Here is a 14,792-nt window from a genome sequence, read left to right as displayed (position 1 = left end):
ACCGCACTTTCTCCAAAACAAAAGTGCGGTATGTTTTAATTATTTTTTCGGTAGCCCTGTAGTCACATCAAGCCCTGCTTGGTCGGCCAGTTTTTGCATTAATTCTTCGCTTGGTTTCGGTGGGGAAGCGCCTTCATACCAACGCTGAAAAGCGATTTTGCCGTCCCAAGCCGGCAGTTTGGCCGGCGGAAGGGGAACGATTTCGTCTAGCTCTGGGACTGTCGGGTTAAGGTAGCTATTGTCATAAAGATATTCTTCAATCATTTCATAACGCTTTGCTCTTTCTGGATCAGGTGATAATGCTAAATAGTCAATCTCATTGCTTTTATCTATTTTTGACTTAAATGGTCGCATTAATCTTCTTGCTGATAAGGCGCTACCGTCTTTTACTCCTTGATGATATGCCTGTAGAGATAATTTATATTTTTTATCTACCTGAAAGCTAATACCTAATTTCTCAGATGCTTCTTTCATTCCCTGCTTTGAGGCGCATTCAAAAAGTTGCTCACTAAGTTGAAGACGAAAACTTAGTGTCTCCTTATCTTTGATCTGTCTCAATAAAATACCCAATTCATACTGCGCTTCTCTACTGCCTAAATCGGCGGCTTTTCTTAAATAAGCAAACTGGCCGCCTTTTTCAGTTTTGACACCGTATCCGTTAGTTAAATAACCATATAAATTATAATAGGCAGTAGCAGGCAATTGTTTTTCTAGGGCTTTATTTAACTCATAAACAGTTTTTTGCGGTTTTTTTACTATAATTCTGCCGCTTTCAATTAAATATTGTAGTCTGACATTGGCTTTATAATCGCCGTTGGCGGCGGCGATTCGGTAGTATCGTTCGGTGCTTTTCCAAACATCATCGCCCTTTTTGCCTAGCCACATATTATGTAAATCGTGGTAATAGGCATACAGATAAAGCTGTTGAGTTTCGGGGGAAAGAGGTGGGCGGGTTTCTTGCACGCAAGTAAAGGTTAAATCTGTGATAGAGTCTGTTTTGGTTTGCATAGAAGGTTTCTCCGTGAAAGCGGGGTTGAGATCAGTGCAAGCGGTTATGCCGGCTAATGCTAATCCAATAATAACGATTTTCTGTTTCATAATCTTAATCCAGGTTAGTGATTTTTGGGGATAAACGTAGAAATTCACATAATGGTCTAATTGGTGTTAATTGTTTATCTCTATGTTCTGTATTTATTTTTAATAATTCCTCCCAAATCTTAAACGCCTTTTGTGCATTAGTAGGGTTATTTAATTGATTGGGGTTTGCCTCCGTATTCACCTCCTTGAGATGTAACTGCCATAAATCTTTGCGCAGTTGCTTGGTCACTTTTGCACATTCACTAATAATGCCCAGCTCAGTATCGGTTTTCATACTGCGTTCATTAATATTCGCCGAACCGATAAACAAAAAGGTATCATCCATCATGGTGCATTTTGAATGCACATACACCTCTCGCCAATAATCTTCAATCGGTGTGTCAGGATTATCCAAATGGGGCGGTACTTGGGCAACTAAGGTGCAAATATGGACTTTAATGCCGATTTCGTCGGATAAATCTTGCTTTAATTTTTTGGCCTCTCGCATGATGTCCTTGGCATCTTTTTCCTGCTGCGCCTTTAATTCCGCCATTTCCTGTTTCAGATCTTCGGCTTGTTCGAATCCCTGTAAGCCATGTTTTTCATAGCGTTTGATTTTCGCTTCTAGCCGATTGATTTGTTTATCGCGCTGTTTAAATGCTCTCGTGTCCAGAGGCAATTCTTTATCAAATTCCTTTGCCACCACCGGCATCACATCTCGACGACCTAATAAGTTAAACATCTCATAACTGCTTTTTATTCCGCCGCCTATGCCACTATCTGATGAATTGGTGACAACAAACCAATGAATTGGCTGTGTTCGGTGGTATTGTTTCATTTTTTGCCAGTGTTCGATAAAGGTTTGGACTAACTTGCCCCAACGAAAATATTGATTTTCCGTATAAATATAGCTGCTGACTTTGGTGATATTTTGCAGATACATGGCCTGGATATCTTCCACTTCCGGCGTATCGTAAGTGCGCAAAATCTGTGCCATCACCTCTTCACCCAGCTTGTCTTTGGGGCTGTATGCTTGGCGTGCTTGTTGGCGTTTAAGGTTTGTTGATAATTTTTCCTCATAAGCCAATTGAACGTTGCTGTCGGTTGACGACGAATACATAATATTGCTTGGACGATCCCAGGATTGACAGAAATTATGATTAATATCATACAATACTTGTCCGGAAACAATACTGGAGACATCCTGAAAATTGCCCGTATAGTTTTTCCCTTCGTGAGGTCTTTTTGTCCCAATAAAATGATCATTGGTGTCCCAGTAAGGGTCAGTCATATTATGTTGAAAAACAAACCCCACCGCGTTTTTCGGCTCTTCATAATCAATCAGAATGGTCTTTTGGTGATGAGACGGGAAAAAAACTGAACGGCATTTCTTAAAGGAGAGGAAGGCTTATCAAAGCGTGGCCCAAATGCTACGCTGCGTTTTTTAAATTGTAGATTGGCCCGTTTATCCGAACGGACAAATTCCATCAATCTGGCATAGGCCTCATGGCCAATAGATAATGGCTCAAAGGGATGCAAGGCAGGATAGAAATGCGGGCTTGAATTTTCATATATTTCGCCTTTTAGTGCGTAATACCACCAATAATCATAATCTTGTTGTTCCTCAGTGACACCGTCTTCCGCCTGTTTCATGCCTAACCAGGGCACTAATTCAGGCATATTGCCAAGATTGGCTTCTTGAAAGGTTTGAACATTAAACCACATACTCCAAACTAAGATTTTGACCTGGACGTTATTGAGGGCTTTTTCAATTAACAGATCACCAATGCATTGCGCATCGCCCGTTCGTTTGAAAAACATGGACGGTTGAAATCCCCAAATAGCAATATCAATGGAACGATTTGCATGTTTGATGTAATCATACAGCGTGGTAAAGGCGGCTTCACCATTAATTAATGGGCGAATGGTCGAAGGCACATAGGTATTTTGATCGGCGGATAGGGGCTTGCCGTCTTGATCTTTTCGAGGCAAAAACCATTGTTGCGCAACGATTGCCTTCCCCACATTTTTTGATACATAAATAAGAGGACTAGCCGGCATAGATTTATCCTTTTTTGATGAGTTCAGAATATTGCTCAGCCTGCTCAAGGGCGGTCGTGTTATCGTCCCCTTCATAGACCGGGAACCCTTGAGAAGTGATAACCTCCGCTGAAGGAGTATTGTTAAAATCCTCAATGAATTCAATCAGGAAAGATTGCCCATTAGGTAAAATAATTTCTCCGGATTGAACATTTTCTTTGATTTCTAATGCTAACTCGCCGTTTTCATCAATAATCCCTTGTCCTGCCTCAGCGCCATCTAATTTAAGAAGATATGGCATACCGGCATAACCGCTTTCATGAGAATGGGCAGATTGTAATAAGCTTAACCGAATTTCTTTTGCGTTTTCCTGCTCACTTTTGCCATGCACAGTTTTGGTTTGGTCTGATACGGTAATGGTCGGGAAGCCATTCATAATCACCCCGCCGCAACTGGTTTTATCGCCTTCTCGAGCCAGAGATTTTCCGCCGATGGAAACGCTTTTAGCCCCTTGCAGAATCACTCCGCTATGGCCGGGGCATTCTACCGCATCACCAATACAGGCTGCGGCCTTGCCGCCGAAGCTGACGGTTTTATTACCGCCGACCACTTTGCCGATTGAGCCGTCGGGGTGTATAACCGACGCGCCGATATGGGCAGGATTTTTCCCTTTTGGGGTAATTGACCAGCGTAATACTCGTTTTTCTGACATAGGGTGACTCCTCTTTTTGTTTTCTAATCTTTAGATAAACTTAAGGTCAATTAAGTTCATTACTTTTCTGTGAAAATTTCAAATGAATTAACGAGTGATTTCCTTAAAAATTGCAATAGGTGCATTTACGGAATATAATTTCATAATTTTGGCGTAGGGCGACTACGCCAAATGGGGTTATTGTAGGGTTAATTGGCCAATTTTGACGCCTAATAAGCCTAAGCTGACAGCATCCATGTAGTCTGCGACAAATTTAAATAATTCTTTTAAATCCGTGAATGTTTGTTGAATTTCAATTTTATCTTCCGTTTTACGCGTGAAAAGATAATTGATTTCGGCCTGATTAATTTCTGCTTCTAACGTCACATAAGTTGTCTCAAATAAATGACTATGTGCGCCTTCTTCTCCTGGGTCGCTAATACGCACAGTCCAATTGTTAGCAAATAAAAGTTCACGTTTGCTTGCCATCATTATTTTCCTCATCAATTAAAATACACATGTAATAAAAAGCCCGTTCATAATATTTCTGTGAGGAGAAACTTTATGATCGGGCTTTTCAATATATTTTTGAGCATGTTTTGCTTTACGTTGATAACTGCCTTTGCCTTTTAATTTTTTTTCTGTTCGAGAACGGAAAAGTTGATCGCTTAATAACGCAAAAATGGCATTATCACGAATTACGCCCTTATTATGTTGGTAAACAAGTTGAGTGGACGTTGTTTGTGCTTTGAGTTTTTTTGCCATACTAACTCCTTAATTGAATGACATCGCCCACTATTCTAGCTTATTTATGTCAAATTACAAAATACTGAGAACGGATTCTGGTGGCCGCCCAATTTTCGCTTTATTACCATTGACAACAATAGGGCGCTCTAATAATGCAGAATGCGCCATGATCGCCTGAAATAAATCGTCATTTGTCAATTCTGGGTTATCGAGTTGCAAAGTGCGGTATAAATCGTCTTTTTTTCTCATCATTTCGCGGGGAGAAGTCAGAGCTAATTTTTGGAATAACGCTTGTAATTCTGCTAAAGAGAAGGAGTGATCTAAGTATAAAATAATATTAGGTTGGATACCTTTTTCTGTCAGTAAATTGAGTGTTTCACGGCTTTTTGAGCAGCGCGGGTTATGGTATAGGGCTATCGTCATGGGGCGTTCCTTATAGTGAAAAGAGAAATGTTGTGGTTAGTATAAATTCTCACTTTTCTCAAGTAAATAACTTGCTATAATCATGTAAAAAAATGCTGGGAGACAAAGTATTATGTTTGAAATGATAAAAGCGTGGTATCAACGGCGATTCAGTGATCCTCAAGCGATGGGATTATTGGCGATTTTGCTGTTTGGCTTTATTGCTGTTTATTTCTTTAGTGATTTGATGGCGCCTTTACTTATCGCTATTGTATTGGCTTATTTATTAGAATGGCCCATTCGCTTTTTATCGGACAAAATGAAATTACCTTATGCTTTTTCATTATTTCTTGTATTAGGTGGTTTCATCGCACTTGTTTTTTTCATGGTGATTTTTTTAATCCCAAATCTTTGGAATCAAACGCTAAATTTACTGCGTGATTTACCGAATATGATTAATCAGTTTCATGCTTGGGTATTATCATTGCCAGAAAATTACCCTGAGCTAATTGATTATGCCATGATTGATACGATTTTTACTGCCTCAAGGGATAAGATTTTAGGTTTTGCTGAGTCAGTATTTAAGTTTTCTTTAACCTCAATTATGAGTTTGGTTACGCTAGGTATTTATGCATTTTTAGTTCCATTGATGGTTTTCTTCATGCTAAAAGATAAAACGGAATTGCTTGAAAGTGTCAGTAAATTTTTACCGCGTAATCGTCATTTAGCCTCTAAAGTTTGGATAGAAATGAAACAACAAATCGCGAACTACATTCGTGGCAAAATTATTGAAATTTTGATCATGGCGGTGGTGAGTTATATTATTTTCTTATATTTTGATTTGCGTTATCCATTACTATTGGCTGTTGGTGTCGGATTATCTGTTCTAGTACCGTATATCGGTGCCGTTTTAATTACCATTCCAGTAGTGCTAGTTGCCGCTTTTCAATTTGGCATTACACCGACTTTTTGGTATATCTTGATTGCCTATACTATTAGCCAAATTTTAGATGGAAATTTATTAGTGCCTTTCTTATTTTCTGAAGCGGTCAATTTACACCCGCTGACTATCATTATCGCAGTATTAATTTTTGGTGGATTATGGGGTTTTTGGGGCGTATTTTTTGCTATTCCACTGGCAACCTTGGTTAAGGCGGTAATCAATGCGTGGCCATCAGATGAAATGGTTTAATTAATAGATTTATTCAATGTTAAAGGCGAGTGGTACTCGCCTTTAGTATGAATGATTATTGCAATAACGAAATATCCGCCACTTGTAGGAATAAGCCTTGTAAGTGGTTTAGAATTGCTAAACGGTTTGCTTTGAGAGCAGGATCGTCCGCATTCACCATTACATTGTCGAAGAAGTTATCAACAGGCTGACGTAGGCTAGCGAGTTTGTCTAATGCGGTTTGGTAATCGCCTTGGGCAAAGAGTGGTTGCACGGCTTTATCAAGTGCTAACACCGCTTCGGCTAATGCTTTCTCCGCAGGTTCTACGCAAGCGGTGAGGTTAATCGCACCGATTTCACCCTCTGCTTTTGCCAGAATGTTGCTAACACGTTTATTGGCTGCGGCAAGGGCTTCGGCAGCTTCCAATGTGCGGAAATGTGCCACGGCACGCACACGCGCATCAAAGTCTGATGGACGTGTTGGACGGCGAGCCAGCACCGCTTGGATCACATCCACCGCAATGCCTTCATCTTGATACCACGCACGGAAACGACCGAGCATAAAGTCCACCACATCTGCAACTACATTGGTATTTGTGAGTTTATCTCCGAAAAGAGCGGTCGATTTTTCGATTAAATTGACCAAATCGAGCGGAAGCTTTTTCTCCACAATAATACGCAATACACCTAGTGCGGCACGGCGTAGAGCAAAGGGGTCTTTATCGCCTTTCGGGTGCTGACCGATACCAAAAATCCCTGTGAGGGTGTCGATTTTATCCGCCAACGCCACCGAGCAAGCAACCAATGATTTCGGTAATTCATCGCCTGCAAAACGTGGCATATATTGTTCGTTTAATGCTACAGCGACTTCTTCATCTTCACCGTCTGCACGGGCGTAATGCATTCCCATTACCCCTTGTGTATCGGTAAATTCAAACACCATATTGGTCATTAAATCACATTTTGAGAGCAAGCTCGCACGTTTCGCTTTCGCTTCGTCTGCACCGATTTGAGCTGCAATCGCACCGCTTAACGCTTCGATACGCTCAACTTTATCTTTTAATGTACCAAGCTGTTGTTGGAATAACACGGTTTCCAAACGAGGTAAACGGTCGATCAATTTCTGTTTTAAATCGGTTTTAAAGAAAAATTCTGCATCGGTTAAACGTGGGCGAACCACTTTTTCGTTACCCTCAATAATCGCCGTTGGATCAGCTGGATTGATGTTCGATACAAAGATAAAGTGCGGTAATAATTTGCCGTTTTTATCGTAGATCGGGAAGTATTTTTGGTCGCCTTTCATCGTGTAAACCAAGGCTTCCGCGGGTACTTCAAGGAAACGCTCTTCAAATTTTGCGGCTAAGACATTCGGGTATTCCACAAGAGAGGTAACTTCTTCTAGCAAGTCCTCTTCAATATCTGCCACCCCACCTAAAGCGGTCGCTTTTTCTTGTGATTTTGCAAGAATAATCGCTTTACGCTCGTTGAAGTCGGCAATTACCATTCCTTTTTCCGCCAAAAGCTGTGGATATTGGTCAGCGTGGCTGATTTCAAATTCACTTTCGCCTAAGAAACGGTGTCCACGAAGGGTCTTAGCACTTTGCACACCTAAGATTTCACCTGCGATCAACTCATCACCGAACAACATTGTTACGGTATGAACAGGGCGGATAAACTGGACGCTTTTATCTGCCCAACGCATTGGTTTTGGAATAGGTAATTTTGCGAGTGCGGTTGCAATAATATCCGCTAATAAGGCGTTGGTCGGCTTACCCTCAACCACTGCACGATGTACTAGCCATTCACCTTTATCGGTCGCAATGCGTTCGGCTTGCTCGACCGTGATCCCACAGCCTTTCGCCCAGCCTTCTGCCGCTTTGGTCGGCTTGCCCTTTGCATCAAACGCTGCAGAAACCGCAGGGCCGCGTTTTTCAATCTCTTTGCTCGGCTGTGCGGTTGCCAAACCTAACACTTTCACCGCCAAACGGCGAGGGGCAGCAAACCATTCGACTTTCTCGAATGCTAAACCTGCTTGAGTTAATTCATTTTCTACATTTTGTGCAAATGCAGTCGCTAATTTTTTGAGCGCCTTCGGTGGCAACTCTTCAGTGCCGATCTCGGCGAGGAAGTTTTGTGTGGTCATAGTCTTCATTTCTAATCTAATAATAAATCTAAAATCTTGTTTAAATCATCTTGCAAATATCCTTTATACTTTGTATAAGGAATAGATAAATCTCTCAAGATTTGTTCAAATTTTAAATAGCCATTGGGCTCTCTTAATGTAATCCAATAAATGCCTAATTGATTACATTGATTTTTATTTTGTTCAGATAAGGTATCGGCAATAAAAATATTAGTATTACGAGCAAAAATGGCATCTGCGCTTTCAGGATTACCTTTTCCCATTAATTTTACTTCACAGAGATACTTTTTATTTTCCTTAATAAAATAAAAATCCACTTCTCTATCTACATTTTTTTCTCTATCTTTTACAAAATTAGAGCTATCATAGTATTCGCTAGGGATCTGGAAAAGATGGCATAAAGTAAGAACAAGGTACTTTTCAACGCGTTTTCCCGCAGTGCTCCATAGTCCTCCTCTTAACTCAGCTCTTTTTACAGCTAATGTATTAATGACTATTAAACTTTCACTAATACTTAAATCAACACTAACACCTTGAAATTTGATTGTTAACGTTAAGTCTACTTTTTCTTGCTCATTCTCAACTAAATGACAAATGCTATTGTATAATGTGTCAAAATGCTCATTTGAGGCCTCAATTACAATACTTTTTCTAGCAGAGCCATACATATTACTAATAGTTTTTTTATTTAATCCAGAATGGATAATAATATCGTTTGATGGTAAATTTTCTGCTAAAAAATTTTGTTTATACCATTCCATATCAATAGTTTTGGCAGACATTTTAGCATCAACAATTCTTTTAAAGAAATCAATAGAAAATTGTAAAAACTCGGCATTAAGTAAATTAACAATTTCAATTCTATAATCTTGAGATTGTATAACTCTAGTAATAATATTTTTAACGACTTGATTAGTTATTTTCATTAACTATTCCTTTAAATTCATTTAATGAAATAAATTTTGTTTTGTTTTCTTCAAACAGTGCTGTTTCTACTTGAAAAGTTTTCATATATTCAAAGTAATTTTTTTCTTTTTCAGTTAGAAAAAAATATCTATCTAAAAATTTAGCTGTTCTTCCTAAGGTGCCACTTCCAGCAAAAGGATCGAAGACTAGATCTCCTTTATAAGAGTAATATTCAATGACTCTTTTACATAACTCCATAGGAAAAACAGCTGAGTGCACTTTATCTGATTTGGGGCTAATCTCCCATACATTTGTAGTTTCAAATCCTTCTTGGACTTTACTTTCATTAATTGTATTATAATCATATTGCTTCATATTCCAATCTAGTAGTTTATCAGTATTTTTACGATATACCATTAAATATTCAGTAACTGTATTAGGTTTATAAGCAAGAGGCTTTCTGTGCTGTTGAAATCCACCAATCCTATTTTTAACACTATATTCTGGTTTTAACCAAATAATATCATCAATAAATTCCCAGCCAATATTTACTAATCTAGTATGTAAATCAAATGGTATAGGATAACGTTTGCTAGAGTGAGCTCGACTTATTCTAGGGATAATGATTGGAGATGTATTAACAACCAGAAACCGACCCTCTTTTGTAACTCGGTAAGTATCAAGAAAAACATCCTCTAAAAAATCAAGATAGTCCTCATAACTAGAATAAATTGAATAATCTCTCGCATTATAATAAGGTGGAGATGTAAAAGTTAAATGAATACTCTCATCAGGAACAAATTTTAAAATATCTTGCACATCACCATTTACAACTACATTTTTTAGAAAATCATAAGTTTCAGTATGTTTTAATATACTTTTATTTGTTTTTTTATTTGAAAAATATTCCTTATATATAACTGATTTTATCATTTCATTTTTATGATTAGATAACTTCTTTAATTTTTCATCGACTTCCTTATTTCCTTTAAATACTAAAAGGGCTCTAATAGCCTGTCCCACAATTTTAGGATCTTTATCCAATAGAATATTACATAAGAATAGAATAGAGTTTTCATTTCGTGTTCTTCCTATAGAAGATATCGCTTCTCTTCTAACTAAACTACTCTCATCATTTTCAACTATATTCATAAAAGTAGGAATAAGGGCAATATTATTAATTTTACCTAAGTTTTTTATAGTTAAAACTCTAATTTGCTCATTTGGGTGTGAAATCAGCCCTATAAAAATATTAGGATCAAACTGCTTATTCAAAAATCCTAATTTTTCTAAAATAAATATTAATGATTTGATATTATTAAAATTATCATTAATTAAATTAGACAGTTCACTAGGATTAGATTTTTTAAGTTTTAAAATATATTCTTTTGTTAACATAATAAACCTAAGTCTATTTTATTTTAATAAATGCTAGAAATATTTTTGACGAATATTATTACACTACTTCAATAAAGTATTGTTTTCATTGCTGAACATTCTAGAGTTAATTCATTTTCTACATTTTGTGCAAATGCTGTCGCTAATTTTTTTAGAGCCTTCGATGGTAACTCTTCAGTGCCGATCTCGGCGAGGAAGTTTTGTGTGGTCATTTTAATTATTCTCAATTATTACTAAATTATATTACAGCAGCACTAATTTAAGTAAATTAAAAAAAGATTTGCTGAAAAATCGCTAATAGTGTTCCGATAAAAGAACAAATTATACCAAGCATAAAGATTTTAAGGGTATTATGATAATAATGCTCTTCATCGTGTTCAGGAAAACGGTTATTTAAAATACGGTATAATGCGATTATCAGTAGAATAATGCCGATTAAGAAACCAATCGCAGTTACCATTGGAGCACGGTAATTATTGATTTTATTATCCATTCATTCTCCCGATAATACTTATTATATCACTTCGCAAATCACTCCTGCCAAATCTCCCCTAACCCCTCTTTGCTAAAGAGGGGAATAGCCCGGAGAAAATTTTAAAATCAAAGCTATTCCCAAATATCGTAAAATTTTTGATGAACTCAATGCATGCTCGATCAATCCCCCTCTTTAGCAAAGAGGGGTTAGGGGAGATTTGGAAGTAGAAAATTACGGAGAAAATAGCCTATTCACCCTTTCTCACGCGCTCTAAAAACAGATAAATCTGCTCTACAACCGCTTCAATCTCAAAATATATTTCATCATTACTAAACCGCATTATAGTGGAATCTAGCGAATTTAATCCCACGCAGGACGAGTACTAGGCTATTATGAAATCTGACCGCTTATTTACTCTCTCACTTCGCAAATCACTCCTGCCAAATCTCCCCTACCCCCTCTTTGCTAAAGAGGGAAATAGCCCGGAGAAAATTTTAAAATCAAAGCTATTCCCAAATATCGTAAAATTTTTGATGAACTCAATGCACGCTCGATCAATCCCCCTCTTTAGCAAAGAGGGGGTAGGGGAGATTTGGCAGTAGAAAATTACGGAGAAAATAGCCTATTCGCCCTTTCTCACTTGCTCTAAAAACAGATAAATCTGCTCTACAACCGCTTCAATCTCAAAATATATTTCATCATTACTAAACCGCATTACGGTGAAACCTAGTGAATTTAATTCCACATCACGCAAGCGGTCTTTTTCCTGATAATCAGGTTCATAATGCTGACTGCCGTCAAGTTCGATAATTAGTTTCGCCTTCGAGCAATAAAAATCCACAATGTAATTTAACAAGGGCTTTTGCCTATTAAACCGGAAGCCTAATAGTTGATCTCGATTTATCCGTTGCCATAATTTACGTTCCGCATCGGTTTGATCACAACGTAATTTTTGTGAAAAATTCTTTAACGATTTTGAGTATGCTTGCATTTTAAACTAAATCATTCAATTTAAGAGAGATAGTTTATTGAATACCCCCCGATATTACAAGTTTTTAATTCATTATACTGCAAGCAGATTTATGTTAAAATGACCTCGCTTTATCACAGAACATTTGGCAATCTAACAACACTATGCACACTACAAAATACAACATCACAACATTCTATGACGGCGTTTTTAATGAGCTACAAGAACTGTTGTGTTACGCCTTGCGTGAGCTGGGTTATACGGTTTTTACCAGCAGTCGCACTATCTATACCGATGCGATCAACATTGTCTTTGCTGCTCATACGCTTGGCGAGAAAGCCAAAGAATTGCCAAATAATGTGATTATCTTTAACCTTGAACAGCTTAACCTCAACGATAACGTGCCTGCCATTGTGCAATGGACGAAACTGTATGCGGAGCTAGGTAAACGCTTTGAAATTTGGGATTATAATGGGAAAAATTTGGCGTTTTGGCAGTCTATCGGTGTGCAAGCCAAGCTGTTTGAATTTGGCTATCAAAAAGAGTTAAATCGCATTTATCGTCCTTCACAAGCCGAACCTGTTTTACAAGATATTGATGTGCTGTCCTATGGGAGTATCAACGATCGCCGTCGTCATATTTTGAATGGTTTAATAGAGCGTGGTTTAAAGGTTAAACATCTATTTGGTGTGTATGGCGAGGAGCGTGATAAATGGATTGCTCGTTCAAAATTGGTGATTAACATTCATCAGTTTTCCCAATCGATTTTTGAGGTGGTACGTTGTTCATATTTAATGAATAACGGCGTGCCGATTGTCAGTGAAATTAACCCAACCACAACCATTGACCCGCGTTTCTTGAACAGCATTGCCGCAGTGCCTTACGATCAGCTGATTGATAAATGTGTGGAATTGGTGAATGATAATCTCGCTCGCCAAACCTTAGGCTATCAAGCCCTATCAAATTTCAGCCAAAAACCACAATTTGAATTGTTAAAGCCGTTGCTTTAGGTGATTAGTCTAAATCCAACCGCTTGCTGTGTATTGGGGAAATAGCGCTAAAGCGACTCTTTAAGGAAAGTCGTCATTAATTCTTTTGAAATTGGTACAAGCCCTAACTTTAAGCCCATTGGTTTAAAAACTTGGTTAATCGTATCTATACTGTAGTTTCCCTTATCATTTTCAATATTAGAAAGTGTTTGTCGAGACACTTTTGCTAATTTCAGATAATCTTGCTGATTTATACCCAAAGCTTCTACTCGTAGGCGGCGTAATGCTTGTCCTTGGCTAATTTCTCCTGTTAATAACAGCCTTATAAGATTTTCACGAATAAGTTTTCGTTCAAGACCATTTATTTTTGGTCGTTTGAGAGAGGCATTTTTACGCTGAATTGTCATACTAACCCCCAACGCTGTAATTTTTCGGGTAAATAATCAAAGCCAATTGCAGGAAAATCTAAAATACTGATTGGCACTCCTCGTTTAGAAAGGCGAGATTTTAAATCTATAAGTTGATTAGCAAGCATTTTTAATTCCTGTAACAATGCATTGGGTTCAATAAGATCCGCTAAACTATCCGCTATTTTATCAAAACGATATTCATCCGCTAATTCTTGTGGTGGTTCTTCACGCCTAGACCATGTGGCTGTTCTAATAATACCTTCTGGATCTGCTCGCATAGGTGCAAAATCATAGATAGGTGATAACCAAATCTGTTTATCATCACGTAAAAATGCAGTATTCCGACCATGATTATCACTATTTCCAAAAGCAATATTCAGTAAATCTCGTTTTACCCATTCAATCACAAAACGTTGACTATCGAAATGGTTCGCAAATTGGGAATTTGAAATAACATTGAGTAATTGACGGATAGTCTGCTCATGATCAAGGTTTCCACCATATTTTTTAAGCATTGAATAAACGGATTCCATTGCATACCGCTTCCATTTTCCATTTTCGAATTTCATATCAAATCTAGGTAGCCACAAAGATGGATAACGTTCGCCTTCTTCTAATTTCATCAATTCAATATCTATTGTAGAAAAACCGAGTGTATGTAATTCATGATAATAATGATATTCTGCTCTTAAAATATCACAATCCAAATCTGAATAATTTCCTCGAGGATATTTTACTAAATAAGCCACATCACAATCTAACCCCAATTGTAGATTATCAATCCAGACTTGTTCATCTCGACGCTTTAGTAATAGCTTGGGTGCCTCCCCTCCTGCACCAGTTGCTCCACCTACGATAGCACCTGTCTGATTAGCATACTCTAAGAAATCACTTTGTCTATTTTTTACTACCTGCAGTGAAAAATAACGTTCATTTTGTATTTTAGGTATTGATTCTTTAATTCGAAGATTTCCTATCGGTGAAATTGCACCATTTTTTAACAACAAATAATTTTGATGAGAAAGCGGTAGATGCTTAATATCAAGTGCTTCTAACCAATAACGACGACTTGCACCAGCAGGCATAATATCACCGAGCGTAGTCATTAGCAGTTCAGCATTTTCAATAAACACATTAACTGGGTAATTAATTGATATAGCTTTTGCGTTAGTTTGCTCAAAAAAATCCACAACGTAATCAGTTAAATACTCCATTGTTTCTAATTCATAATCTTTATTAAAGTAAAGTTCAGCCATATCACGCCATACAGAATCAATATAGACTTGTAAGGTTAATACACTTTTTTTGATTGATATATCATGCATAATTTTGTTTTTAAGCTAGTTTTTGTTTGATATATTTTACAAAAACTA

The 14,792-nt window shown here is 37.6% G+C and carries 16 protein-coding genes and 1 pseudogene; 2 read left to right on the top strand and 15 right to left on the bottom strand.

What is annotated here, in order from left to right; translation table 11 throughout:
- Window positions 1-39: 39 nt before the first annotated feature.
- The 7 genes from CVP05_RS05615 to arsC all read right to left on the bottom strand — a co-directional run bounded on the left by CVP05_RS05615 (window position 40) and on the right by arsC (window position 4,978).
- Complete coding sequence (locus CVP05_RS05615) at window positions 40-1,098, bottom strand: SEL1-like repeat protein (RefSeq protein WP_100288594.1); 1,059 nt, start codon at window positions 1,096-1,098, stop codon at window positions 40-42.
- 4 nt (window positions 1,099-1,102) lie between these two features.
- Window positions 1,103-2,368, bottom strand: coding sequence for a phospholipase D-like domain-containing protein (locus CVP05_RS05610; RefSeq protein WP_133118705.1), 1,266 nt, complete (start codon window positions 2,366-2,368; stop codon window positions 1,103-1,105).
- 50 nt (window positions 2,369-2,418) lie between these two features.
- The gene (locus CVP05_RS05605) at window positions 2,419-3,138 is read right to left on the bottom strand and encodes a hypothetical protein (RefSeq protein WP_100288592.1); all 720 of its coding nucleotides are present in this window, start codon (window positions 3,136-3,138) and stop codon (window positions 2,419-2,421) included.
- A 4-nt stretch (window positions 3,139-3,142) separates the two neighbouring features.
- On the bottom strand, window positions 3,143-3,829 hold the full coding sequence (locus CVP05_RS05600; protein WP_100288591.1) for a PAAR domain-containing protein: 687 nt from the start codon (window positions 3,827-3,829) through the stop codon (window positions 3,143-3,145).
- Window positions 3,830-4,006: 177 nt separating this feature from the next.
- Window positions 4,007-4,297, bottom strand: coding sequence for a DUF5377 family protein (locus tag CVP05_RS05595; RefSeq protein WP_100288590.1), 291 nt, complete (start codon window positions 4,295-4,297; stop codon window positions 4,007-4,009).
- Window positions 4,298-4,315: 18 nt separating this feature from the next.
- On the bottom strand, window positions 4,316-4,573 hold the full coding sequence (locus CVP05_RS05590; RefSeq protein WP_100288589.1) for an alternative ribosome-rescue factor A: 258 nt from the start codon (window positions 4,571-4,573) through the stop codon (window positions 4,316-4,318).
- A 54-nt stretch (window positions 4,574-4,627) separates the two neighbouring features.
- Window positions 4,628-4,978: an arsenate reductase (glutaredoxin) gene (gene arsC, locus CVP05_RS05585; protein WP_100288588.1), complete on the bottom strand. Its 351-nt coding sequence runs from the start codon at window positions 4,976-4,978 to the stop codon at window positions 4,628-4,630.
- Window positions 4,979-5,090: 112 nt separating this feature from the next.
- Between arsC and CVP05_RS05580 the strand changes: the two genes are divergently transcribed.
- A complete protein-coding gene (locus CVP05_RS05580) occupies window positions 5,091-6,149 on the top strand; it encodes an AI-2E family transporter (RefSeq protein ID WP_100288587.1) in 1,059 nt (352 codons plus the stop codon).
- Between the two features lie 55 nt (window positions 6,150-6,204).
- Here CVP05_RS05580 and glyS read toward each other — a convergent pair whose 3' ends face one another.
- The 6 genes and pseudogenes from glyS to CVP05_RS05550 form a co-directional block, all read right to left on the bottom strand.
- Entirely contained in the window at window positions 6,205-8,271 is a 2,067-nt protein-coding gene (gene glyS / locus CVP05_RS05575) for a glycine--tRNA ligase subunit beta (protein WP_100288586.1), read from the bottom strand.
- A gap of 11 nt (window positions 8,272-8,282) precedes the next feature.
- Entirely contained in the window at window positions 8,283-9,197 is a 915-nt protein-coding gene (locus tag CVP05_RS05570; protein ID WP_100288585.1) for a CfrBI family restriction endonuclease, read from the bottom strand.
- Window positions 9,184-10,575: a DNA methyltransferase gene (locus tag CVP05_RS05565; RefSeq protein ID WP_100288584.1), complete on the bottom strand. Its 1,392-nt coding sequence runs from the start codon at window positions 10,573-10,575 to the stop codon at window positions 9,184-9,186. The genes CVP05_RS05570 and CVP05_RS05565 overlap by 14 nt, the downstream gene beginning before the upstream one ends.
- A 268-nt stretch (window positions 10,576-10,843) precedes the next feature.
- A complete protein-coding gene (locus CVP05_RS05555) occupies window positions 10,844-11,068 on the bottom strand; it encodes a hypothetical protein (RefSeq protein ID WP_100288583.1) in 225 nt (74 codons plus the stop codon).
- A gap of 229 nt (window positions 11,069-11,297) precedes the next feature.
- Window positions 11,298-11,414: pseudogene (locus CVP05_RS12540) on the bottom strand (DUF559 domain-containing protein); the annotation flags it as partial.
- A 258-nt stretch (window positions 11,415-11,672) separates the two neighbouring features.
- Window positions 11,673-12,041 (bottom strand): endonuclease domain-containing protein, encoded by a 369-nt coding sequence (locus CVP05_RS05550; RefSeq protein WP_100288582.1) that lies wholly within the window; start codon window positions 12,039-12,041, stop codon window positions 11,673-11,675.
- A 143-nt stretch (window positions 12,042-12,184) separates the two neighbouring features.
- On the opposite strand from CVP05_RS05550, the gene CVP05_RS05545 reads away from it, so the two are divergent.
- Window positions 12,185-13,030 (top strand): hypothetical protein, encoded by an 846-nt coding sequence (locus CVP05_RS05545; RefSeq protein ID WP_100288581.1) that lies wholly within the window; start codon window positions 12,185-12,187, stop codon window positions 13,028-13,030.
- Window positions 13,031-13,077: 47 nt separating this feature from the next.
- On the opposite strand, the gene CVP05_RS05540 is transcribed toward CVP05_RS05545, so the two are convergent.
- Window positions 13,078-13,416, bottom strand: coding sequence for a helix-turn-helix domain-containing protein (locus CVP05_RS05540; protein ID WP_100288580.1), 339 nt, complete (start codon window positions 13,414-13,416; stop codon window positions 13,078-13,080).
- Window positions 13,413-14,744 carry a type II toxin-antitoxin system HipA family toxin gene (locus tag CVP05_RS05535; protein WP_100288579.1) on the bottom strand — a complete coding sequence of 444 codons (1,332 nt, stop codon included), beginning with the start codon at window positions 14,742-14,744 and terminating at the stop codon, window positions 13,413-13,415. The genes CVP05_RS05540 and CVP05_RS05535 overlap by 4 nt, the downstream gene beginning before the upstream one ends.
- Between the last annotated feature and the right edge of the window lie 48 nt (window positions 14,745-14,792).

This window comes from Conservatibacter flavescens, from assembly GCF_002795425.1.
In the GTDB taxonomy this organism is placed as follows: domain Bacteria; phylum Pseudomonadota; class Gammaproteobacteria; order Enterobacterales; family Pasteurellaceae; genus Conservatibacter; species Conservatibacter flavescens.
The sequence above is the reverse complement of the archived record's forward strand: the minus strand, read 5'-3'. Positions and strand labels throughout refer to the sequence as shown.

Excerpts from the sequence above, each read along its gene's own strand:
- CVP05_RS05590 (WP_100288589.1), bottom strand. The coding sequence starts at position 4,573 with ATGGCAAAAAAACTCAAAGCACAAACAACGTCCACTCAACTTGTTTAC.
- CVP05_RS05550 (WP_100288582.1), bottom strand. The coding sequence starts at position 12,041 with ATGCAAGCATACTCAAAATCGTTAAAGAATTTTTCACAAAAATTACGT.
- CVP05_RS05545 (WP_100288581.1), top strand. The coding sequence starts at position 12,185 with ATGCACACTACAAAATACAACATCACAACATTCTATGACGGCGTTTTT.
- CVP05_RS05615 (WP_100288594.1), bottom strand. The coding sequence starts at position 1,098 with ATGAAACAGAAAATCGTTATTATTGGATTAGCATTAGCCGGCATAACC.
- CVP05_RS05565 (WP_100288584.1), bottom strand. The coding sequence starts at position 10,575 with ATGTTAACAAAAGAATATATTTTAAAACTTAAAAAATCTAATCCTAGT.
- CVP05_RS05595 (WP_100288590.1), bottom strand. The coding sequence starts at position 4,297 with ATGGCAAGCAAACGTGAACTTTTATTTGCTAACAATTGGACTGTGCGT.
- CVP05_RS05535 (WP_100288579.1), bottom strand. The coding sequence starts at position 14,744 with ATGCATGATATATCAATCAAAAAAAGTGTATTAACCTTACAAGTCTAT.
- arsC (WP_100288588.1), bottom strand. The coding sequence starts at position 4,978 with ATGACGATAGCCCTATACCATAACCCGCGCTGCTCAAAAAGCCGTGAA.
- CVP05_RS05610 (WP_133118705.1), bottom strand. The coding sequence starts at position 2,368 with ATGACTGACCCTTACTGGGACACCAATGATCATTTTATTGGGACAAAA.
- CVP05_RS05540 (WP_100288580.1), bottom strand. The coding sequence starts at position 13,416 with ATGACAATTCAGCGTAAAAATGCCTCTCTCAAACGACCAAAAATAAAT.
- CVP05_RS05600 (WP_100288591.1), bottom strand. The coding sequence starts at position 3,829 with ATGTCAGAAAAACGAGTATTACGCTGGTCAATTACCCCAAAAGGGAAA.
- CVP05_RS05605 (WP_100288592.1), bottom strand. The coding sequence starts at position 3,138 with ATGCCGGCTAGTCCTCTTATTTATGTATCAAAAAATGTGGGGAAGGCA.
- CVP05_RS05555 (WP_100288583.1), bottom strand. The coding sequence starts at position 11,068 with ATGGATAATAAAATCAATAATTACCGTGCTCCAATGGTAACTGCGATT.
- glyS (WP_100288586.1), bottom strand. The coding sequence starts at position 8,271 with ATGACCACACAAAACTTCCTCGCCGAGATCGGCACTGAAGAGTTGCCA.
- CVP05_RS05570 (WP_100288585.1), bottom strand. The coding sequence starts at position 9,197 with ATGAAAATAACTAATCAAGTCGTTAAAAATATTATTACTAGAGTTATA.
- CVP05_RS05580 (WP_100288587.1), top strand. The coding sequence starts at position 5,091 with ATGTTTGAAATGATAAAAGCGTGGTATCAACGGCGATTCAGTGATCCT.